The organism is Alterinioella nitratireducens, assembly GCF_013155465.1.
Taxonomy (GTDB): Bacteria; Pseudomonadota; Alphaproteobacteria; order Rhodobacterales; family Rhodobacteraceae; genus Alterinioella; species Alterinioella nitratireducens.
Genome location: NZ_JABJVX010000004.1, coordinates 241372 through 256741 on the forward strand (window position 1 = coordinate 241372; position 15370 = coordinate 256741).

Annotated in this window: 18 protein-coding genes; 13 read left to right on the forward strand and 5 right to left on the reverse strand. The window is 64.6% G+C overall.

Annotated elements, in window-relative coordinates:
- Positions 1 to 68: 68 nt before the first annotated feature.
- Together HNS34_RS08940 and rplQ are read left to right on the forward strand one after the other, a co-directional pair.
- Positions 69 to 1085: a DNA-directed RNA polymerase subunit alpha gene (locus HNS34_RS08940; protein WP_172319711.1), complete on the forward strand. Its 1017-nt coding sequence runs from the start codon at positions 69 to 71 to the stop codon at positions 1083 to 1085.
- Positions 1086 to 1252: 167 nt separating this feature from the next.
- Positions 1253 to 1669 (forward strand): 50S ribosomal protein L17, encoded by a 417-nt coding sequence (gene rplQ / locus HNS34_RS08945; protein ID WP_172319712.1) that lies wholly within the window; start codon positions 1253 to 1255, stop codon positions 1667 to 1669.
- A gap of 110 nt (positions 1670 to 1779) precedes the next feature.
- On the opposite strand, the gene HNS34_RS08950 is transcribed toward rplQ, so the two are convergent.
- Positions 1780 to 1953, reverse strand: coding sequence for a hypothetical protein (locus HNS34_RS08950; RefSeq protein WP_172319713.1), 174 nt, complete (start codon positions 1951 to 1953; stop codon positions 1780 to 1782).
- Positions 1954 to 2026: 73 nt separating this feature from the next.
- Here HNS34_RS08950 and HNS34_RS08955 point away from each other — a divergent pair, with 73 nt between their 5' ends.
- From HNS34_RS08955 to HNS34_RS09005, 11 genes are all read left to right on the forward strand, one after another.
- The gene (locus tag HNS34_RS08955; protein WP_172319714.1) at positions 2027 to 2638 is read left to right on the forward strand and encodes an autoinducer binding domain-containing protein; all 612 of its coding nucleotides are present in this window, start codon (positions 2027 to 2029) and stop codon (positions 2636 to 2638) included.
- 57 nt (positions 2639 to 2695) lie between these two features.
- The gene (locus HNS34_RS08960; protein ID WP_172319715.1) at positions 2696 to 3283 is read left to right on the forward strand and encodes an acyl-homoserine-lactone synthase; all 588 of its coding nucleotides are present in this window, start codon (positions 2696 to 2698) and stop codon (positions 3281 to 3283) included.
- A 54-nt stretch (positions 3284 to 3337) separates the two neighbouring features.
- Positions 3338 to 4654: a replication-associated recombination protein A gene (locus HNS34_RS08965; RefSeq protein WP_172319716.1), complete on the forward strand. Its 1317-nt coding sequence runs from the start codon at positions 3338 to 3340 to the stop codon at positions 4652 to 4654.
- Between the two features lie 32 nt (positions 4655 to 4686).
- Positions 4687 to 5067 carry a fluoride efflux transporter CrcB gene (gene crcB / locus HNS34_RS08970; RefSeq protein WP_172319717.1) on the forward strand — a complete coding sequence of 127 codons (381 nt, stop codon included), beginning with the start codon at positions 4687 to 4689 and terminating at the stop codon, positions 5065 to 5067.
- On the forward strand, positions 5064 to 6113 hold the full coding sequence (locus HNS34_RS08975) for an RluA family pseudouridine synthase (protein ID WP_172319718.1): 1050 nt from the start codon (positions 5064 to 5066) through the stop codon (positions 6111 to 6113). Before crcB ends, HNS34_RS08975 begins: the two co-directional genes overlap by 4 nt.
- Positions 6110 to 6793, forward strand: a complete 684-nt coding sequence (locus tag HNS34_RS08980) for an HAD-IA family hydrolase (RefSeq protein WP_172319719.1) — start codon at positions 6110 to 6112, stop codon at positions 6791 to 6793. The genes HNS34_RS08975 and HNS34_RS08980 overlap by 4 nt, the downstream gene beginning before the upstream one ends.
- Positions 6790 to 7503: an ATP12 family chaperone protein gene (locus HNS34_RS08985; RefSeq protein WP_172319720.1), complete on the forward strand. Its 714-nt coding sequence runs from the start codon at positions 6790 to 6792 to the stop codon at positions 7501 to 7503. The genes HNS34_RS08980 and HNS34_RS08985 overlap by 4 nt, the downstream gene beginning before the upstream one ends.
- A gap of 227 nt (positions 7504 to 7730) precedes the next feature.
- On the forward strand, positions 7731 to 8762 hold the full coding sequence (locus HNS34_RS08990; protein WP_172319721.1) for an amino acid ABC transporter substrate-binding protein: 1032 nt from the start codon (positions 7731 to 7733) through the stop codon (positions 8760 to 8762).
- A gap of 140 nt (positions 8763 to 8902) precedes the next feature.
- Positions 8903 to 10441, forward strand: a complete 1539-nt coding sequence (locus tag HNS34_RS08995) for an amino acid ABC transporter permease (protein WP_172319722.1) — start codon at positions 8903 to 8905, stop codon at positions 10439 to 10441.
- Between the two features lies 1 nt (position 10442).
- Positions 10443 to 11768, forward strand: coding sequence for an amino acid ABC transporter permease (locus tag HNS34_RS09000; RefSeq protein ID WP_172319723.1), 1326 nt, complete (start codon positions 10443 to 10445; stop codon positions 11766 to 11768).
- 12 nt (positions 11769 to 11780) lie between these two features.
- The gene (locus HNS34_RS09005) at positions 11781 to 12575 is read left to right on the forward strand and encodes an amino acid ABC transporter ATP-binding protein (RefSeq protein ID WP_328700498.1); all 795 of its coding nucleotides are present in this window, start codon (positions 11781 to 11783) and stop codon (positions 12573 to 12575) included.
- 54 nt (positions 12576 to 12629) lie between these two features.
- Here the strand turns inward: HNS34_RS09005 and HNS34_RS09010 are convergent, their stop codons facing one another.
- The 4 genes from HNS34_RS09010 to yihA are packed head-to-tail and all read right to left on the reverse strand — an operon-like array spanning position 12630 to position 15369.
- Entirely contained in the window at positions 12630 to 13142 is a 513-nt protein-coding gene (locus HNS34_RS09010) for a SixA phosphatase family protein (protein WP_172319724.1), read from the reverse strand.
- The gene (locus tag HNS34_RS09015) at positions 13139 to 13786 is read right to left on the reverse strand and encodes a ferredoxin (protein ID WP_172319725.1); all 648 of its coding nucleotides are present in this window, start codon (positions 13784 to 13786) and stop codon (positions 13139 to 13141) included. The genes HNS34_RS09010 and HNS34_RS09015 overlap by 4 nt, the downstream gene beginning before the upstream one ends.
- Positions 13787 to 13796: 10 nt before the next feature.
- Positions 13797 to 14660, reverse strand: a complete 864-nt coding sequence (gene argB / locus HNS34_RS09020) for an acetylglutamate kinase (protein WP_172319726.1) — start codon at positions 14658 to 14660, stop codon at positions 13797 to 13799.
- A gap of 58 nt (positions 14661 to 14718) precedes the next feature.
- The gene (yihA, locus tag HNS34_RS09025) at positions 14719 to 15369 is read right to left on the reverse strand and encodes a ribosome biogenesis GTP-binding protein YihA/YsxC (protein WP_172319727.1); all 651 of its coding nucleotides are present in this window, start codon (positions 15367 to 15369) and stop codon (positions 14719 to 14721) included.
- Position 15370: the final 1 nt, after the last annotated feature.

Sequence of the window (15370 nt, forward strand, 5' to 3'; positions counted from 1 at the left end):
GTGTCATTTTGATCCTCGAGCGTTCCGGCCACGGATCACAAGGCCCGGAACAGGAATGGAGGCGACACATGATCCATAAGAATTGGCAAGAGCTGATCAAGCCCACGCAACTGGTGGTGAACCCCGGCAACGATCCCGCCCGTCAGGCGACCGTCGTGGCCGAACCGCTGGAACGTGGCTTTGGCCTGACGCTCGGCAACGCGCTGCGCCGCGTGCTGATGTCCTCGCTGCAAGGTGCCGCGATCACCTCGGTGCAGATCGACAATGTCCTGCACGAGTTCTCCTCGATCTCGGGTGTGCGCGAAGACGTCACCGATGTCGTGCTGAACCTCAAGGGCGTCTCGATCCGCATGGATGCCGATGGCCCCAAGCGTGTCTCGATTTCCGCCAAGGGCCCCAAGGTCGTCACCGCCGGTGACATTTCCGAAAGCGCCGGGATCGAGATCCTGAACCGCGATCACGTGATCTGCCACCTCGACGAGGGCGCGGACCTGTTCATGGAGCTGACGGTCAACACCGGCAAGGGTTATGTTGCCGCCGACAAGAACCGCCCCGAGGATGCGCCCATCGGCCTGATCGCCATCGACGCGATCTATTCGCCGGTCAAGAAGGTCAGCTATGACGTGCAGCCCACCCGCGAGGGGCAGGTGCTGGATTATGACAAGCTGACGCTCAAGCTGGAAACCGACGGCTCGCTGAGCCCCGACGATGCCGTGGCCTATGCCGCGCGGATCATCCAGGATCAGCTGTCGATCTTCGTCAACTTCGACGAGCCCGAGGCCGCCGGCCGCCAGGACGACGAGGACGATCTGGAATTCAACCCGCTTCTGCTGAAGAAGGTCGATGAGCTGGAACTGTCGGTGCGGTCCGCCAACTGCCTGAAGAACGACAATATCGTCTATATCGGCGATCTGATCCAGAAAACCGAAGCCGAGATGCTGCGCACGCCGAACTTTGGCCGCAAATCCCTGAACGAGATCAAGGAAGTGCTGTCGGGCATGGGCCTGCACCTGGGCATGGACATCATCGACTGGCCCCCCGACAATATCGAGGATCTGGCGAAGAAGTTCGAAGACAATTTCTGATTGGTGGGCAAACTGCCCACCCTACGGCAGGGCGCAATGTCCTGCCGCACGACAACAGCGGAACCTGGCCCTTGGCCAAAACCCGCCTTGGGCAACCACGCCCCAATAGGTGAGGGACGGGCACGCACCTGTCCCCGGACAAAGCAAAATGTAAGGAGACCCAAATCATGCGTCACGCACGAGGATACCGCCGCCTGAACCGCACCCATGAGCACCGCAAGGCGCTGTGGGCGAACATGGCCGGCTCGCTCATCGAACATGAGCAGATCAAGACCACCCTGCCCAAGGCCAAGGAATTGCGTCCGATCGTCGAGAAACTGATCACGCTGGCCAAGCGCGGCGACCTGCACGCGCGCCGCCAGGCCGCGAGCCAGCTCAAGCAAGACGCCTATGTTGCGAAACTGTTCGAGGTTCTCGGCCCCCGCTATGCCGAGCGTCAGGGTGGCTATGTCCGCATCATGAAGGCGGGCTTCCGCTACGGCGACATGGCCCCGATGGCGATCATCGAGTTCGTCGACCGCGACGTCGATGCCAAGGGTGCGGGCGACCGCGCACGGGTCGAGGCCGAGGAAGCGGCGGAATAACGCCGCCCGCGCCGCCCCCGAGGACGGCCCGAAAAACACGAAACCCCGCCTTGGGAAAGGGCGGGGTTTTCTCGTGATGGAGCGGCATTCTGCCGCTTTCGCGTAATCTGTTAAACCGGTTTTGGTGTTTCGCTGTTACCTTTCTGAGCGATCTCTTCGATCAGCCGTTCCAGTTCCGCTTCCGCAATAGGGGTTTCCCCCATGAATTCCAAAAGATCCCTGCGTGCCGGGTGGGCCAGACCCATCAGACGCGCGAAAAGATCCGCATTAATCTTCTCGGACATTCGACTCGCCAAGTTGTTCGTCATAATAAGACTTTACGGCCCGTTCCATTTCAGACAACCTATCTAAAAAGACATGTCCCAAAGTAGAGTACTCATATCCTTGCTTAATCAGTTAGGCACATTGGCCCCGATGGGATACACCGTCGGCCTGCACATTCGGTTTGCCTCCCCCCTCATTCTTCGCAGCACATACCCTGCCGCCTGGCAGCAGGAGTATCAGGATAACGCTTATGCCCTGCGCGATCCCCTCGTCTTCTGGGGGATCGGCATCAGTGGCCAGACACGGTGGAGCGAGATCAGGCTGCCGGACCCGTTCAGCATCATGCAGAAGGCCAAGCAGCATGGCCTGCTCTATGGGGCGGTGGTGTCCTGCGGGCCGATCACGTCGCGGTCGATCATCGGTGCCGCGCGCGGAGATCGCGAATTCACCGACGCCGAGATCGACCAGATCGCCGAATGTGCGCGGTCGCTGCATGACGCGGCGGCCCCCCCGACCGAACTTACCAAGGCACAAGTCGAGGCGCTCCGCCTCATTGCCGATGGTGATCGTCATACCGCAGCGGCTGCCAAGCTAGGTATTTCCGAAAGCGCGCTGAAGGCGCGCCTTTCCTCCGCCAGGGTTCGTCTGGGTGCGCGAACCACGGCGGAGGCATTGAAAAAGGCACGGGAATTCCGATTATTATGAAGGCTGACGCAGTTGCCTCGGTGCAGGTTTTTCAACCGCCAACCAGGAGGCACCCACATGCAAGTCACTACCCTCTCTTTCGAGAACATGCACAATCATGGTGAACTGTTCGCAAACATGCTGCGCGCGAGACACCAGACATTTATTGTCCAGAACAACTGGGACCTGCCGGAAGCGAACGGCATGGAGTTTGACCAGTACGACACGCCTGCCAGCCGCTGGATAGCGGTACATGAATACGGGCAGGTCATGGCCGGGGTGCGTCTGACCCCGACCACGCATCGTTGCGGCATCTACACCTACATGATCCGTGACGCGCAGCGGGGGCTGCTGGATTCGATCCCGTCCGACCTGTTGGACGAGACCGCGCCCGTGGCCCCGCATATCTGGGAAAGCAGCCGCGTCTTCGTCAGCCGCGATGTGCCCGCCAAGCTGCGGATGCGGGTGCAGATGCAGCTGATCTCGGAAATGGTCAACTCGGCGCGCGAGTTGGGGGCAACCTCGGTGCTGGGAATCATCCCGGCCAACAGCCCGCGCCTGGCGCGTCGGGTGGGGCTGGATTGCGTTCCGGCGGGCCGAATCCTCGATTTCGACGGGGAGGAAAGCCGCTGCGTTACGATCAGCATGGCCACGAAGATGCACTGACCGGGATCGTGCCTTTGGCTTTTCCCCAACGCATCGACAGCATAGGGTGCGGGCATGGCCGACCTGTTCGACACTGCCCCGCCCGCAAACCCCGACGCAGCCGGCCCCCGCCCCCTGGCGGATCGGCTGCGTCCCCGTGCCCTGGATCAGGTGATCGGCCAGGCGCATCTGCTGGGCGAGAATGGCAGCCTGCGGGGCATGCTGGACGCCGGCGCGCTCGGCTCGCTGGTCTTCTGGGGGCCGCCCGGCGTGGGCAAGACCACCATCGCCCGGCTTCTGGCGCAGGAGACGGACCTGCATTTCGTCCAGATCAGTGCCATTTTTACCGGGATCTCCGACCTTCGTAAGGTCTTCGAGGCCGCGAAGATCCGGCGCGCCAATGGCTCCGGCACGCTCCTGTTCGTCGATGAGATCCATCGCTTCAACAAGGCGCAGCAGGACGGGTTCTTGCCGCATATGGAGGATGGGACCATTCTTCTGGTCGGCGCGACCACCGAAAACCCCTCGTTCGAGTTGAATGCCGCCGTGCTGTCGCGCAGCCAGGTGCTGGTGCTGGAGCGGCTCTCGGATGAGGATCTGGAGGAACTCATGCAACGTGCGGAAGCGGCGCTGGAACGCCGCCTGCCGCTGGATGACAGTGCGCGCGCGACGCTGCGCGAGATGGCCGATGGCGACGGGCGGGCGCTGCTCAACCTGGTCGAACAGGCGGCGGCGTGGAAGACCGACGCGCCCCTCGGCCCGGCCGAGCTTGGCAAGCGCCTCAGCCGCCGCGCGGCGCAATACGACAAATCGGGCGACGCGCATTACAACCTGATTTCCGCCTTGCACAAATCGGTGCGCGGCTCGGACCCCGATGCCGCGCTTTACTGGTTCGCCCGGATGCTGGAGGGCGGCGAGGATCCCCGGTTCCTTGCCCGACGCCTGACCCGCATGGCGGTGGAGGATATCGGCCTGGCCGACCCGGCGGCGCAGCGTCAATGCCTCGATGCCTGGGAAACCTATGAGCGGCTCGGCAGCCCCGAGGGCGAGCTGGCCCTGGCGCAGGCGGTGATCTACGTGGCGCTGGCCCCGAAATCGAACGGCGCCTATGTCGCCTACAAGGCGGCGCGCAAGGCGGCGGCCAAGACCGGGTCGGAACCGCCACCCAAGCACATCCTGAACGCGCCCACGGGGATGATGAAGGACCAGGGCTATGGCGCGGGCTATGCCTATGACCATGATGCCGAGGACGGGTTCTCGGGGCAGGACTACTTCCCCGAGACCATGGCGCGCGAGGCCTATTACCAGCCGGTCGAGCGCGGGTTCGAGCGTGACCTGGCCAAGCGGCTGGCCTATTTCTCCAAGCTGCGCGCCAAGCGGCAGGGCGGTTGACAAGCGCCCCGCCAAGGCACACACCGCGCCCCATGTTTGCAACGCTTCTCCAGGTCGCCATCGGCGGCGCGATCGGGGCCTGCCTGCGCTATTCGGCGGGGCTGGGCATCATCCGGCTGACGGGGCACTGGGGTTTCCCTGTCGCCATCCTTGCGGTCAATGTCCTGGGCTCGTTCCTGATGGGCGTTTTCGTGGTCGCAGCCGCGCAGCGCGGGCTGACCTATCTGTCGCCTTTCGTGATGACGGGGCTCCTGGGCGGGTTCACCACCTTTTCCGCCTTCTCGCTGGAGGCGATGACGCTATATGAGCGCGGCGATATCGGCAGTGCTGCGCTCTATGTCGTGCTGTCGGTGGTATTGTCCATAATGGGATTGGGGCTGGGCGTGATGCTGGCCAGAGGGGTGTTCGCATGAGCCGGGTTCAGACCATCGAGGTTGCGAAGGGCGACGCGGACCAGCGGCTTGATCGCTGGTTCCGCCGCCAGTTCCCGCATATCTCGCATGGCGCGGTGGAGAAGCTCTGCCGCAAGGGCGAGATCCGCGTCGATGGCGGTCGGGTCAAGGCCAATACACGGCTGCAGCCGGGGCAAACGGTGCGCGTGCCGCCCTTGCCCGATGACGTGATCGAGCCGCCCGCCAATGCAAAGGTCCGGATCACCGATGCCGATGCGGCGATGATGCGGAACCTCGTGATCTATCGCGACGATCATGTCATTGCCCTGAACAAGCCCCCGGGGCTGCCGACGCAGGGCGGCACCGGGCAGACGCGCCATATCGACGGGCTGGCCGATGCGCTGTGTTTCGGGCTGGATGAGAAACCGCGCCTGGTGCATCGGCTGGACAAGGACACGTCGGGCGTGCTGCTGATGGCGCGCACACGGGCGGCGGCCTCGAAACTGACGGCGTCCTTCCGGCACCGCAATACGCGCAAGATCTATTGGGGCGCGGTCGCGGGCGTGCCGCAGCCGCGCATGGGCACGATCAAATACGGGCTGGTCAAGGCCCCCGGCCACGGCAAGGGCGGCGAGGGCGAGAAGATGCACTGCATCCACCCGGCCGAGGTCGATGCGACCGAGGGCGCCAAGCGGGCAACCACGGATTATGCGGTGCTGTCAGGGCTTGGCGGGCGCGTCTCCTGGGTCGCGATGGTGCCGGTCACGGGCCGCACCCACCAGCTGCGCGCACATATGGCCGAGCTTGGCCATCCGATCATCGGCGACGGCAAATACGGCGGCTCGGGGCAGGAGAATCTCGGCGACGGCTGGGGCGCCCAACTGGGCGGAGAGATCAGCCGCAAACTGCACCTTCATTCGCGCAGCCTGACGCTGGAGCACCCGTTCACCGGCGCGACGCTGAACCTGACGGCGCCCTTGCCCGAGCATATGAAACGGACCTGGGACACGCTGGGCTGGCACGAACGCGACGTGCCCGCCGACCCGTTCGAGGAGCCGGAGTTTTGAGCAGCCGCCCCAGGCTGGTCATCTTCGATGTCGACGGCACGCTGGTCGACAGCCAGGCGCATATCATGGCCGCCGCCACCCGCGCCTTCGAGGGGGAAGGACTGGCCACGCCGGCCCGCGCGGCGGTCCTGGGATGCGTCGGCCTGTCGCTGCCGGTCCTGATGGCGCGCATCGCGCCCGAGGCGGATGCCGGTCTGCAGGCGCGGCTGGTCGCGGGCTACCGGAAGGGCTATGGCGATCTGCGGGCAGTGGGGGCCGAGGATTTGTCGCCGCTCTATCCCGGTGCCCGCGATGCGCTGGACGCGTTGGCGGGCCGCGACGATGTCCTGCTGGCGGTCGCGACCGGCAAATCGCGGCGCGGCATGGCGCATCTCATCGCGCAGCACGGGCTTGTGGGGATGTTCCAGAGCATCCAGACAGCCGATGACCACCCCTCCAAGCCAAGCCCCGAGATGCTGCGCGCCTGCCTTGTCGAGACCGGGGTTGATGCGCGGGACGCAACGATTCTCGGGGATACGGCGTTTGACATGGAAATGGGCCGCAACGCGGGCGTTCACGCGCTGGGCGTCACCTGGGGCTATCACGATAGGAACAGATTGTTTCAGGGCGGCGCGTCGGAGGTCATCGACGATTTCACGGGCGTGATCCCGGCCCTGGAGCGCCGATGGAGGCTGCAATGAGCGATTGGAAAGCGAAACGGTTCTGGAGCGAGACCAACGTGGTCGAGGGCGATACCGGTTTCGAGCTGCGCCTCGATGGGCGGCCCGTGCGCACGCCGCTGAAGACGCTGCTGGTGATGCCCACCCGGTCGATGGCCGAGGCCGCCGCCGCCGAATGGGACGCGCAGGAGGGGGTGATCGACCCGATGACGATGCCGGTCACGCGCTCGGCCAATTCGGCGTTGGACCAGCTGATGCCGCAGCAAGAGGCCGTCGCGGCCATGCTGGCGGGCTATGCCGAGACCGATCTGCTGTGCTATCGCGCACCGCAGCCGCAGGGCCTGATTGATCAGCAAAACAAGGGCTGGACCCCGATCCTGACTTGGGCCGCGGATCGTTATGGCGCGCCGCTGATCACGGTGACGGGGGTGCTGCCCGCCGAACAGCCCGCCTCCAGCCTGAGCGTATACCACCGTGCGGTCGCCGCGTTCCGGCCCTTTTCGATGACCGCCCTGCATGACCTTGTCACGCTGTCGGGCTCGCTGATCCTGGCGCTTTGGGTCGCCGATGGCGCGGGCGAGGCCGAGGCGGCCTGGGCGCTCAGCCGGATCGACGAGGATTGGCAGGTTGCGCAATGGGGCGAGGATCGCCAGGCCGCCGAAGAGGCGGCGCTGAAACGTGCGGCTTTCCTGCACGCGGCCCGGTTCCTGGACCTTTCTGGCTGGGCCTGAGTGCCGCAGCGCAGAAAAGCGCCCCGAACGGCCCGGTTTACCCCGCGTAAGGCGGGGTGTCCGGCAAATCGTCAGAACGAACCCTTGACCTGACGGGCCAGATTTGCCCAATTAAGACCCGTTGGGGGCGCCTTCTGGCACCTCTTACGCTATAGCAATGGTCGCAAGGCCAATAAAACCGCCCGTGGGTTCACCCTCATGCGGCGGTCCATCAGGAAGAGGATAACATGAAAAAATCCGTATTTCTCGGCACTCTTGCCGTGACTGGTCTCGCAGCCGGCTTCGCCGCTGCCGACGCGCATAGCGGCGGCACGCTGGGCGAAGTGCAGGCGCGCGGCGCTCTGAACTGCGGCGTCACCACCGGCCTCGTGGGCTTTGCCGCCCCCGATGCGAATGGCGAGTGGCAGGGCTTCGACGTCGATGTCTGCCGTGCCGTTGCCGCCGCCGTGCTTGACGACCCGAGCGCAGTGAACTTCGTGCCCACCACCGGCCAGACCCGCTTTACCGCGCTGGCCTCGGGCGAGATCGACCTCTTGGCCCGGAACACCACCTGGACCTTCAGCCGCGACGTCGACCTGCGTTTCGAGTTTGTCGGCATCAACTACTATGACGGCCAGGGCTTCATGGTTCCGCGCGACCTGGGCGTTGCCTCGGCGCTGGAACTGGACGGCGCGACCGTCTGCATCCAGACCGGCACCACCACAGAACTGAACCTGGCCGACTTCTTCAGCTCCAACAACATGAGCTATGAGCCGGTTCCGGTCGAAACCAACGCCGAAGCGCAGCAGCAGTATCTGGCTGGCGCCTGCGACGTCTACACCACCGACGCCTCCGGCCTTGCCGCGACCCGCGCCACCTTCGAGGATCCGGCCGCGCATGTCGTTCTGCCCGAGATCATCTCGAAAGAGCCGCTTGGGCCGCTGGTGCGCCATGGCGACAACGAGTGGGGCGACATCGCCCGCTGGACGCTGAACGCACTGATCGCCGCCGAAGAGCTGGGCGTGACCTCGGCCAACGTCGCCGAACTGGCCGGTGGCACCGAGAACCCGGAAATCAACCGCCTGTTGGGCACCGAAGGTGCGCTGGGCGAGATGCTGGGCCTCGACAATGACTGGGCACAGCGCGCGATTGCCGCTGTCGGCAACTACGGTGAAAGCTTCGAGCGCAACATCGGTGAGAACTCCGCGATCGGCCTCTCGCGTGGCCTGAACGCACAGTGGACCGATGGTGGCCTGCTCTACGCACCGCCGTTCCGCTAAATCCAAGGAAAAGGGCGCGGTCACACCGCGCCCTTTTTCCATCCACGTCACAACGACAATCGACCGACCGACCAGAGCCGCCGTAACAATGAGCATGGCTCGGATCGCTCGGCATTCCAACAGAACCGGGGTTCCCTGCTATGTCAGCAATTTCAGACCCGCCAGCGCAGTCGTTCCGACTTAGCCAGCTTATCTATGACAGCCGATACCGTTCGATGACCATCCAGGTGATCGCGCTGATCCTGATCATGGGCGGCATCTACTGGCTGGCCCGCAACACCGTCCAGAACCTCTCGGAACTGGGCAAGGATTTCGACTTCGGTTTCCTGTCGCAGCGCGCGGGGTATGACATCAACCAGCGCCTGGTCGAATACACCAATGACAGCACCCACGCCCGCGCGGCCCTGGTGGGTATCCTCAACACGCTGCTGGTGGCCTTCCTGGGCTGCCTCATGGCGACGATCCTGGGTGTCATCGCGGGCGTGCTGCGCCTGTCGAAGAACTGGATCGTGGGCCGCCTGATGACGGTCTATGTCGAGGGTTTCCGCAACGTGCCGCTGCTTTTGTGGATCATCGCCATTTTCGCGGTGATGACCGAAGCCACGCCACAGCCGAGGGATTTCCGGGGCGATGACCCCGATGCCTCGATGATCCTGGGCGAAAGCGTCGCCATCACCAATCGCGGCATCTTCATTCCGTCTCCGGTCTGGGGCGATGGGGCGATGCTGCTGGTCCTGACATTCGTGGCATCGCTGGTCGCGATCTTCCTGTTCCGCCGCTTTGCCCATAAACGGCAAGAGGCAACCGGGGAGATCCTTCCGGTCCTGTGGGTCTCGCTTGGTCTGTTCATCGTCCCGACGCTTCTGGTCTACCTGGCCTATTCGGCGACCGGTGCGCGCGATCAGTTTCCGGTTCTGGCCGTCGGCGCCCAACAGGGCATGACGCTGGAGGAGTTCACCGACGAGAACCGCAACCCCGCGATATGCGCCTTGCCGCGCACTGCCGCGGTGAACCTTTCGACCGACCTCCGCGCCATCGGTGAACGTGCCTCGATCGTGCCGGTGGAAACCTCCGCCGATCTGCAATCCAACATCGAATCGGGTGAGTGCGTCCTGGCGGTGATCTCGCCGGAGGCCGGCGAAACCCTGGTCGCCGGTGTCGAGGGCGTGGCCCTCGCGCCGCTGGAGGACACGGTCGATCGCGGCCGCCCGCTGCAATTCGAGCGTCCGCAACTGGCCGGCTTCAACTTCGAGGGCGGCTTGCAGCTTCGCAACTCGCTGATCGCGCTGTGGTTCGCCCTGTCCCTCTACACGGGCGCCTTCATCGCCGAGATCGTGCGCGCCGGTATCCTTGCCGTCAGCCACGGCCAGACCGAGGCCGCGGGGGCCCTGGGAATGCGGTCGAACCGGATCATGAACCTGGTTGTGCTGCCGCAGGCGCTGCGGGTGATCATCCCGCCCTTGATCTCGCAATATCTGAACCTGACCAAGAACTCGTCACTGGCCATCGCCGTGGGCTACATGGATGTGCGCGCGACGCTTGGCGGGATCACCATCAACCAGACCGGTCGTGAGCTGGAGGGGATGCTGCTGCTTGGCCTCTTCTACCTGATCACGTCGCTGGCGATTGCAGGTGTGATGAACATCTACAATGCCTCCGTCAAACTGAAGGAGCGCTGAGATGAGCGATACACATTCCGAAAGCGCCCTGCACACCGCCTATGTCCGCAAGGAGATGCTGCCCGAACGGGACCCGCCGGCATCGCAGAAAGGGGCCGTGCTGTGGATGCGGGAGAACCTGTTTTCCTCCATCCCCAATGCGATCATGACCGTCGTGTCGCTCTACGTGATCTACTACATCCTTGCGGGGATCGGTCCGTGGATGATCGGCGGCATCTGGGACGCGGAATCCCTGACGGAATGCCGCGCCATCCGCGACGAGCTTTATGGCCACGGCCGTGAGGTCGCCTGTTGGGCCGTCATCACGGATCGCTGGCATCAGCTGCTGTTCGGCTTCTACCCGCAGGACCTCTACTGGCGTCCGATCCTGACGCTGGCGCTGTTCGGTGTGGCCGTGGCCCCGGTACTGTTCGAGAACGCGCCGCGCCCGCTGCTGATCGTCACCGCGATCTTCCCCTTCGTGGCCTATTTCCTGCTCTGGGGCGGGTCGGTCTGGGGTCCGGCGGCGGTTGCGGTCGGGTTCATCCTGGCCTGGGCGATCCTGACCTATACGCAGGACATCCTGGGCTCGCTTGCGGCAACCCTGGCTGCGATCGTGGTGCCGCTGCTCTACTGGCTCTACCTTGTCGGCCCGGTGGCCGGATGGCTGCACGGGTTGGCCCCGATCGGGATCGAGGCGGTTGGATCGGATGAAATCGGCGGCTTCCTCCTGGCGCTTGTCATCGGCGGCACAGGCATCATCCTGTCGCTGCCCATCGGCATCCTGCTGGCGCTCGGGCGGCAATCGGACCTTTTCATCATCAACAAGTGCTCGGTGATCTTCATCGAAGTGATCCGGGGCGTCCCGCTGATCGTGTGGCTGTTCACGGCCTCGCTGCTGCTGAACTACTTTCTGCCGCCGGGGACCAATTTCGACCTGATGCTGCGGGTGATCATCATGGTGACGCTGTTCGCCTCGGCCTATATCGCCGAGGTGGTCCGGGGGGGCCTCGCCGCCCTGCCGCGCGGGCAGTATGAAGGCGCCGACAGCCTGGGCCTGAATTACTGGCAGTCCATGCAGTTGATCGTGCTGCCGCAGGCGCTGAAGATTTCCATTCCGGGCATCGTCAGCACCTTTATCGGCCTGTTCAAGGACACCACGCTGGTGGTCTTCGTGGGCCTCTCTGATCCGATCGGCTTTTCCAACCTGATCCGCGCCACTTCCGAGTGGAACGGTATCTATTGGGAACTGTTCATCTTCATCGGGATCTGCTTCTGGATCTTCTGTTTTTCCATGTCCCGCTATTCGCAGTGGTTGGAGCGCAAGCTCAACACCGGACATCGCTAAGGAACCTTTGACATGACTGACACAGCAACCAAACCCCGCTCCGTCAACCGGTCGCAGATGAAAGTCTCGGATGAGGTGGCCATCGAGATCACGGACATGAACAAGTGGTTCGGCACCTTCCACGTGCTGCGCGACATCAACCTGACCGTGAACCAGGGCGAACGGATCGTGATCTGCGGGCCTTCTGGCTCTGGCAAGTCGACCCTGATCCGCTGCATCAACGCGCTGGAGGAACACCAGCAGGGCAAGATCGTCGTCGATGGCACGGAACTGTCCAACGACCTCAAGAATATCGACAAGATCCGGTCCGAGGTCGGCATGTGCTTCCAGCACTTCAACCTGTTTCCGCATCTGACGATTCTGGAAAACTGCACGCTGGCCCCGATCTGGGTGCGCAAGACGCCCAAGCGCGAGGCCGAGGAAACGGCGATGTATTTCCTGGAGAAGGTCAAGATCCCCGACCAGGCCAACAAGTATCCCGGCCAGTTGTCCGGCGGTCAGCAGCAGCGCGTGGCCATCGCGCGCAGCCTGTGCATGCGGCCCCGGATCATGCTCTTTGATGAACCCACCTCGGCGCTCGATCCCGAGATGATCAAGGAGGTGCTGGACACCATGATCCAGCTGGCCGAGGAAGGCATGACCATGCTCTGCGTGACGCATGAGATGGGCTTTGCCCGCCAGGTCGCCAACCGCGTGATCTTCATGGATGCGGGCCAGATCATCGAACAGAACGAACCCGAAGAGTTCTTCAACAACCCGCAGAGCGACCGGACCAAGCTGTTCCTGAGCCAGATTCTGGGGCACTGAAGGTCGGTTCCAGGTGACAAGCAGGGCCCTCCGCGCAATCGGAGGGCCCTTTTTTCATGCCGGGTCTGGCAGGTCGCGCGGGGTGACAAAGGCGCGAACCTGGCCGGTGCCGGGGGCGATGTCCCGCCAATCCTCCGCGTCAAACCCCAACACCGTTGTCGCCGCCGTCGGGTAGCGCCCGAAGTCGGGATGCGCGGGCGGGGTCTTCGCCAGCATCCGGGCCAGGGCCGCGGTGCCGGGGTTATGGGCGACCATCGCCACGACGGGGGCCGAGGCGTCGCGCAGATGACGCAGCATCGTGTCGGGGCTGGCATGGTAGAGGGCCGGGATCAGCCTGGGGGCGGGGGCGTCCGGCAGGCGATCCGCGATCAGGTGCCAGGTCTCCTGGGTGCGGGTGGCGTCCGAGACCAGCGCCTCCTCCGGCGTCAGCCCCTCGCGGGCCAGCCAGGCCCCGATGCGCGGGGCGGCGCGGCGACCGCGCGGGTTCAGCGCGCGCTGGTGATCGGTGAGGCGCGGATCGTCCCAATCGGACTTGGCGTGGCGGATCAGGATCAGGGTGCGGGTCATTTGTGAAACTGCCTCATGTGATAGGCGGATTGGGTGGGAACGCGCCCCGATGCGGCGCTGAGGGGGCAGGCGCGGCGGGCCTTGCAGCCCAATTCCATGCAATCCCTGCCGGGGTCGGTGTCCAGATAGGCATGGCAGGCCGCCACATCATAGCCGTCCGGCCCAAGCGCATCCACCGGGCAGGCGCTGCGGCAGGGGGCGGCGCAGGTCTCGCAGGGGCGCGGGCCGGTTGCGGGCCGGTCGATGGAATAGGGCAGGGCGATGGCCCCCCGGATCGAGATCATGAGCCCGGCGCGGTCATGCACCAGCATCCCGACAGGCGAGGGCCAGGCCCGCCCGGTGCGCGTGGCCCAGGCGATAAAGGGCAGGTAGGGCGGCCCGCCGAAGGGGAAAAGCGCCCGGCCGCCGGTGGTCTCGGCCAGCGCGCCGATCACCCGCGTGGACCAACGGTCGAGCGGGTCGGGGGCCTCGTCCTGAAACTCGGGCGTGGCGGCGACGCGGGGCCAGAAACCGGGCTCCTCCGGCGCGAAGAGCAGCATCGTGGCCGTGCCATCGGGGCAGGCATCCGCCGGTTCGGGAAGGAAGCCTCCGAAGATCGTCAGGCCCTCACCTGCGGCCCTCCTGTGGATGTCGTCATAGGTCATCGCACCCGCCTCAGGCGCGGATCATGCTGCCCGCCCCGTGATCGGTATAGAGCTCCAGCAGCACGGCGTTCGAGACCCGGCCATCGACGATGGTGCAGGCCCGCACGCCCGCGCGCACGGCGGCCAGCGCGGTCTGCGTCTTGGGGATCATGCCGCCCGCGATGATGCCATCGGCGGTCATGCGCACGACATCCTCGGCGCTCAACTCGGTCACGACCTCGCCGCTGGCATCCTTGACGCCCGCCACATCGGTCAGCAACAGCAGCCGGTCGGCCTTGAGCGCCGCCGCGATGGCGCCCGCCGCCGTGTCGCCGTTGATGTTGAATGTCTCGCCTCCCCGGCCCGCGCCCAAGGGGGCGACGACGGGGATGATCTTGTCCTTGAACAGGTTGTGCAGCACCTCGGGGTTCACGTCATTCGGCACGCCCACAAAGCCGAATTTCGGATCTTCCGGGTCGCAGGTGATGAGGTTCGCATCCTTGCCCGAGAGGCCGACGGCCCGTCCCCCCTGCGCATTGATGGCCTGCACGATGCGCTTGTTGACGCTGCCCGACAGCACCATTTCCACAACCTCGACCGTGGCCGCATCGGTGACGCGCTTGCCATCGACGAATTCCGAGATGACGCCGAGCTTCTTCAGCATCTCGTTGATCATCGGCCCGCCGCCATGCACGATGACAGGATTCACGCCGACCTGCCGCATCAACACGATATCGCGGGCGAAAGTCGCCATGGCCTCGTCATCGCCCATGGCGTGACCGCCGAACTTGATCACCACGATGGCGTCGTTGAAGCGTTGCAGGTAGGGCAGCGCCTCGGACAGGGTGCGGGCGGTGGCGGCGTAGTCACGGGACATGGCGGTCTGCTTTTTCATCGGAGGAACCTCTCTGGTCCGACCTTGTTAGCCCCGCGCTGCGCCCCGCTCAAGCGGATCAGTCGATCCCGGCGATGATCGCGCGCAGGGTGGCGATGCCGTCGCCCTTCTCGGACGAGGTCAGCACAAGTTCGGGAAAGGCCGCAGGGTGCCTTGCCAGTGCCCCGCGCACCTGCGCCAACACCTTCTCTCGGTCCTTTTCCTTGACCTTGTCGGATTTGGTCAGCACCGCCTGGAACGGCACGGCGGAGCGGTCGAGCAACTCCATGATCTCGCTATCCACCGGCTTCACGCCGTGGCGCGCGTCGATCAGCACGAAGGCACGGCGCAGGTTGGCGCGGCCTGAAAGGTAAGCCTTGAGCAGGCGCTGCCATTTCTCGATCACGTTGACCGGCGCGTTGGCATAGCCATAGCCGGGCAGATCGACCAGGTAGCGCTCATTGCCCAGAGTGAAGAAGTTGATTTCCTGCGTGCGGCCCGGCGTATTGGACGCCCGCGCCAGCGCCTTGCGGCCCGTCAGCGCGTTGATCAGCGTGGATTTGCCCACGTTGGAGCGGCCCGCGAAACAGACCTCGACCCGGTCGGGCGGAGGCATACCGTCCATCGCGACGACGCCTTTCAGGAACTCGGTCTCACCGGCGAAGAGGATGCGGCCCTTCTCGGCGGCCTGCGCGTCTGGTGCCTCGGCCAGGGGGAATTTCAACTCCATC

What these genes read in the sequence shown, in the direction of transcription:
- HNS34_RS08940 (WP_172319711.1), top strand. Translation starts at nt 69, where the DNA reads ATGATCCATAAGAATTGGCAAGAGCTGATCAAGCCCACGCAACTGGTG.
- rplQ (WP_172319712.1), top strand. Translation starts at nt 1,253, where the DNA reads ATGCGTCACGCACGAGGATACCGCCGCCTGAACCGCACCCATGAGCAC.
- HNS34_RS08950 (WP_172319713.1), bottom strand. Translation starts at nt 1,953, where the DNA reads ATGTCCGAGAAGATTAATGCGGATCTTTTCGCGCGTCTGATGGGTCTG.
- HNS34_RS08955 (WP_172319714.1), top strand. Translation starts at nt 2,027, where the DNA reads ATGTCCCAAAGTAGAGTACTCATATCCTTGCTTAATCAGTTAGGCACA.
- HNS34_RS08960 (WP_172319715.1), top strand. Translation starts at nt 2,696, where the DNA reads ATGCAAGTCACTACCCTCTCTTTCGAGAACATGCACAATCATGGTGAA.
- HNS34_RS08965 (WP_172319716.1), top strand. Translation starts at nt 3,338, where the DNA reads ATGGCCGACCTGTTCGACACTGCCCCGCCCGCAAACCCCGACGCAGCC.
- crcB (WP_172319717.1), top strand. Translation starts at nt 4,687, where the DNA reads ATGTTTGCAACGCTTCTCCAGGTCGCCATCGGCGGCGCGATCGGGGCC.
- HNS34_RS08975 (WP_172319718.1), top strand. Translation starts at nt 5,064, where the DNA reads ATGAGCCGGGTTCAGACCATCGAGGTTGCGAAGGGCGACGCGGACCAG.
- HNS34_RS08985 (WP_172319720.1), top strand. Translation starts at nt 6,790, where the DNA reads ATGAGCGATTGGAAAGCGAAACGGTTCTGGAGCGAGACCAACGTGGTC.
- HNS34_RS08990 (WP_172319721.1), top strand. Translation starts at nt 7,731, where the DNA reads ATGAAAAAATCCGTATTTCTCGGCACTCTTGCCGTGACTGGTCTCGCA.
- HNS34_RS08995 (WP_172319722.1), top strand. Translation starts at nt 8,903, where the DNA reads ATGTCAGCAATTTCAGACCCGCCAGCGCAGTCGTTCCGACTTAGCCAG.
- HNS34_RS09000 (WP_172319723.1), top strand. Translation starts at nt 10,443, where the DNA reads ATGAGCGATACACATTCCGAAAGCGCCCTGCACACCGCCTATGTCCGC.
- HNS34_RS09005 (WP_328700498.1), top strand. Translation starts at nt 11,781, where the DNA reads ATGACTGACACAGCAACCAAACCCCGCTCCGTCAACCGGTCGCAGATG.
- HNS34_RS09010 (WP_172319724.1), bottom strand. Translation starts at nt 13,142, where the DNA reads ATGACCCGCACCCTGATCCTGATCCGCCACGCCAAGTCCGATTGGGAC.
- HNS34_RS09015 (WP_172319725.1), bottom strand. Translation starts at nt 13,786, where the DNA reads ATGACCTATGACGACATCCACAGGAGGGCCGCAGGTGAGGGCCTGACG.
- argB (WP_172319726.1), bottom strand. Translation starts at nt 14,660, where the DNA reads ATGAAAAAGCAGACCGCCATGTCCCGTGACTACGCCGCCACCGCCCGC.
- yihA (WP_172319727.1), bottom strand. Translation starts at nt 15,369, where the DNA reads ATGGAGTTGAAATTCCCCCTGGCCGAGGCACCAGACGCGCAGGCCGCC.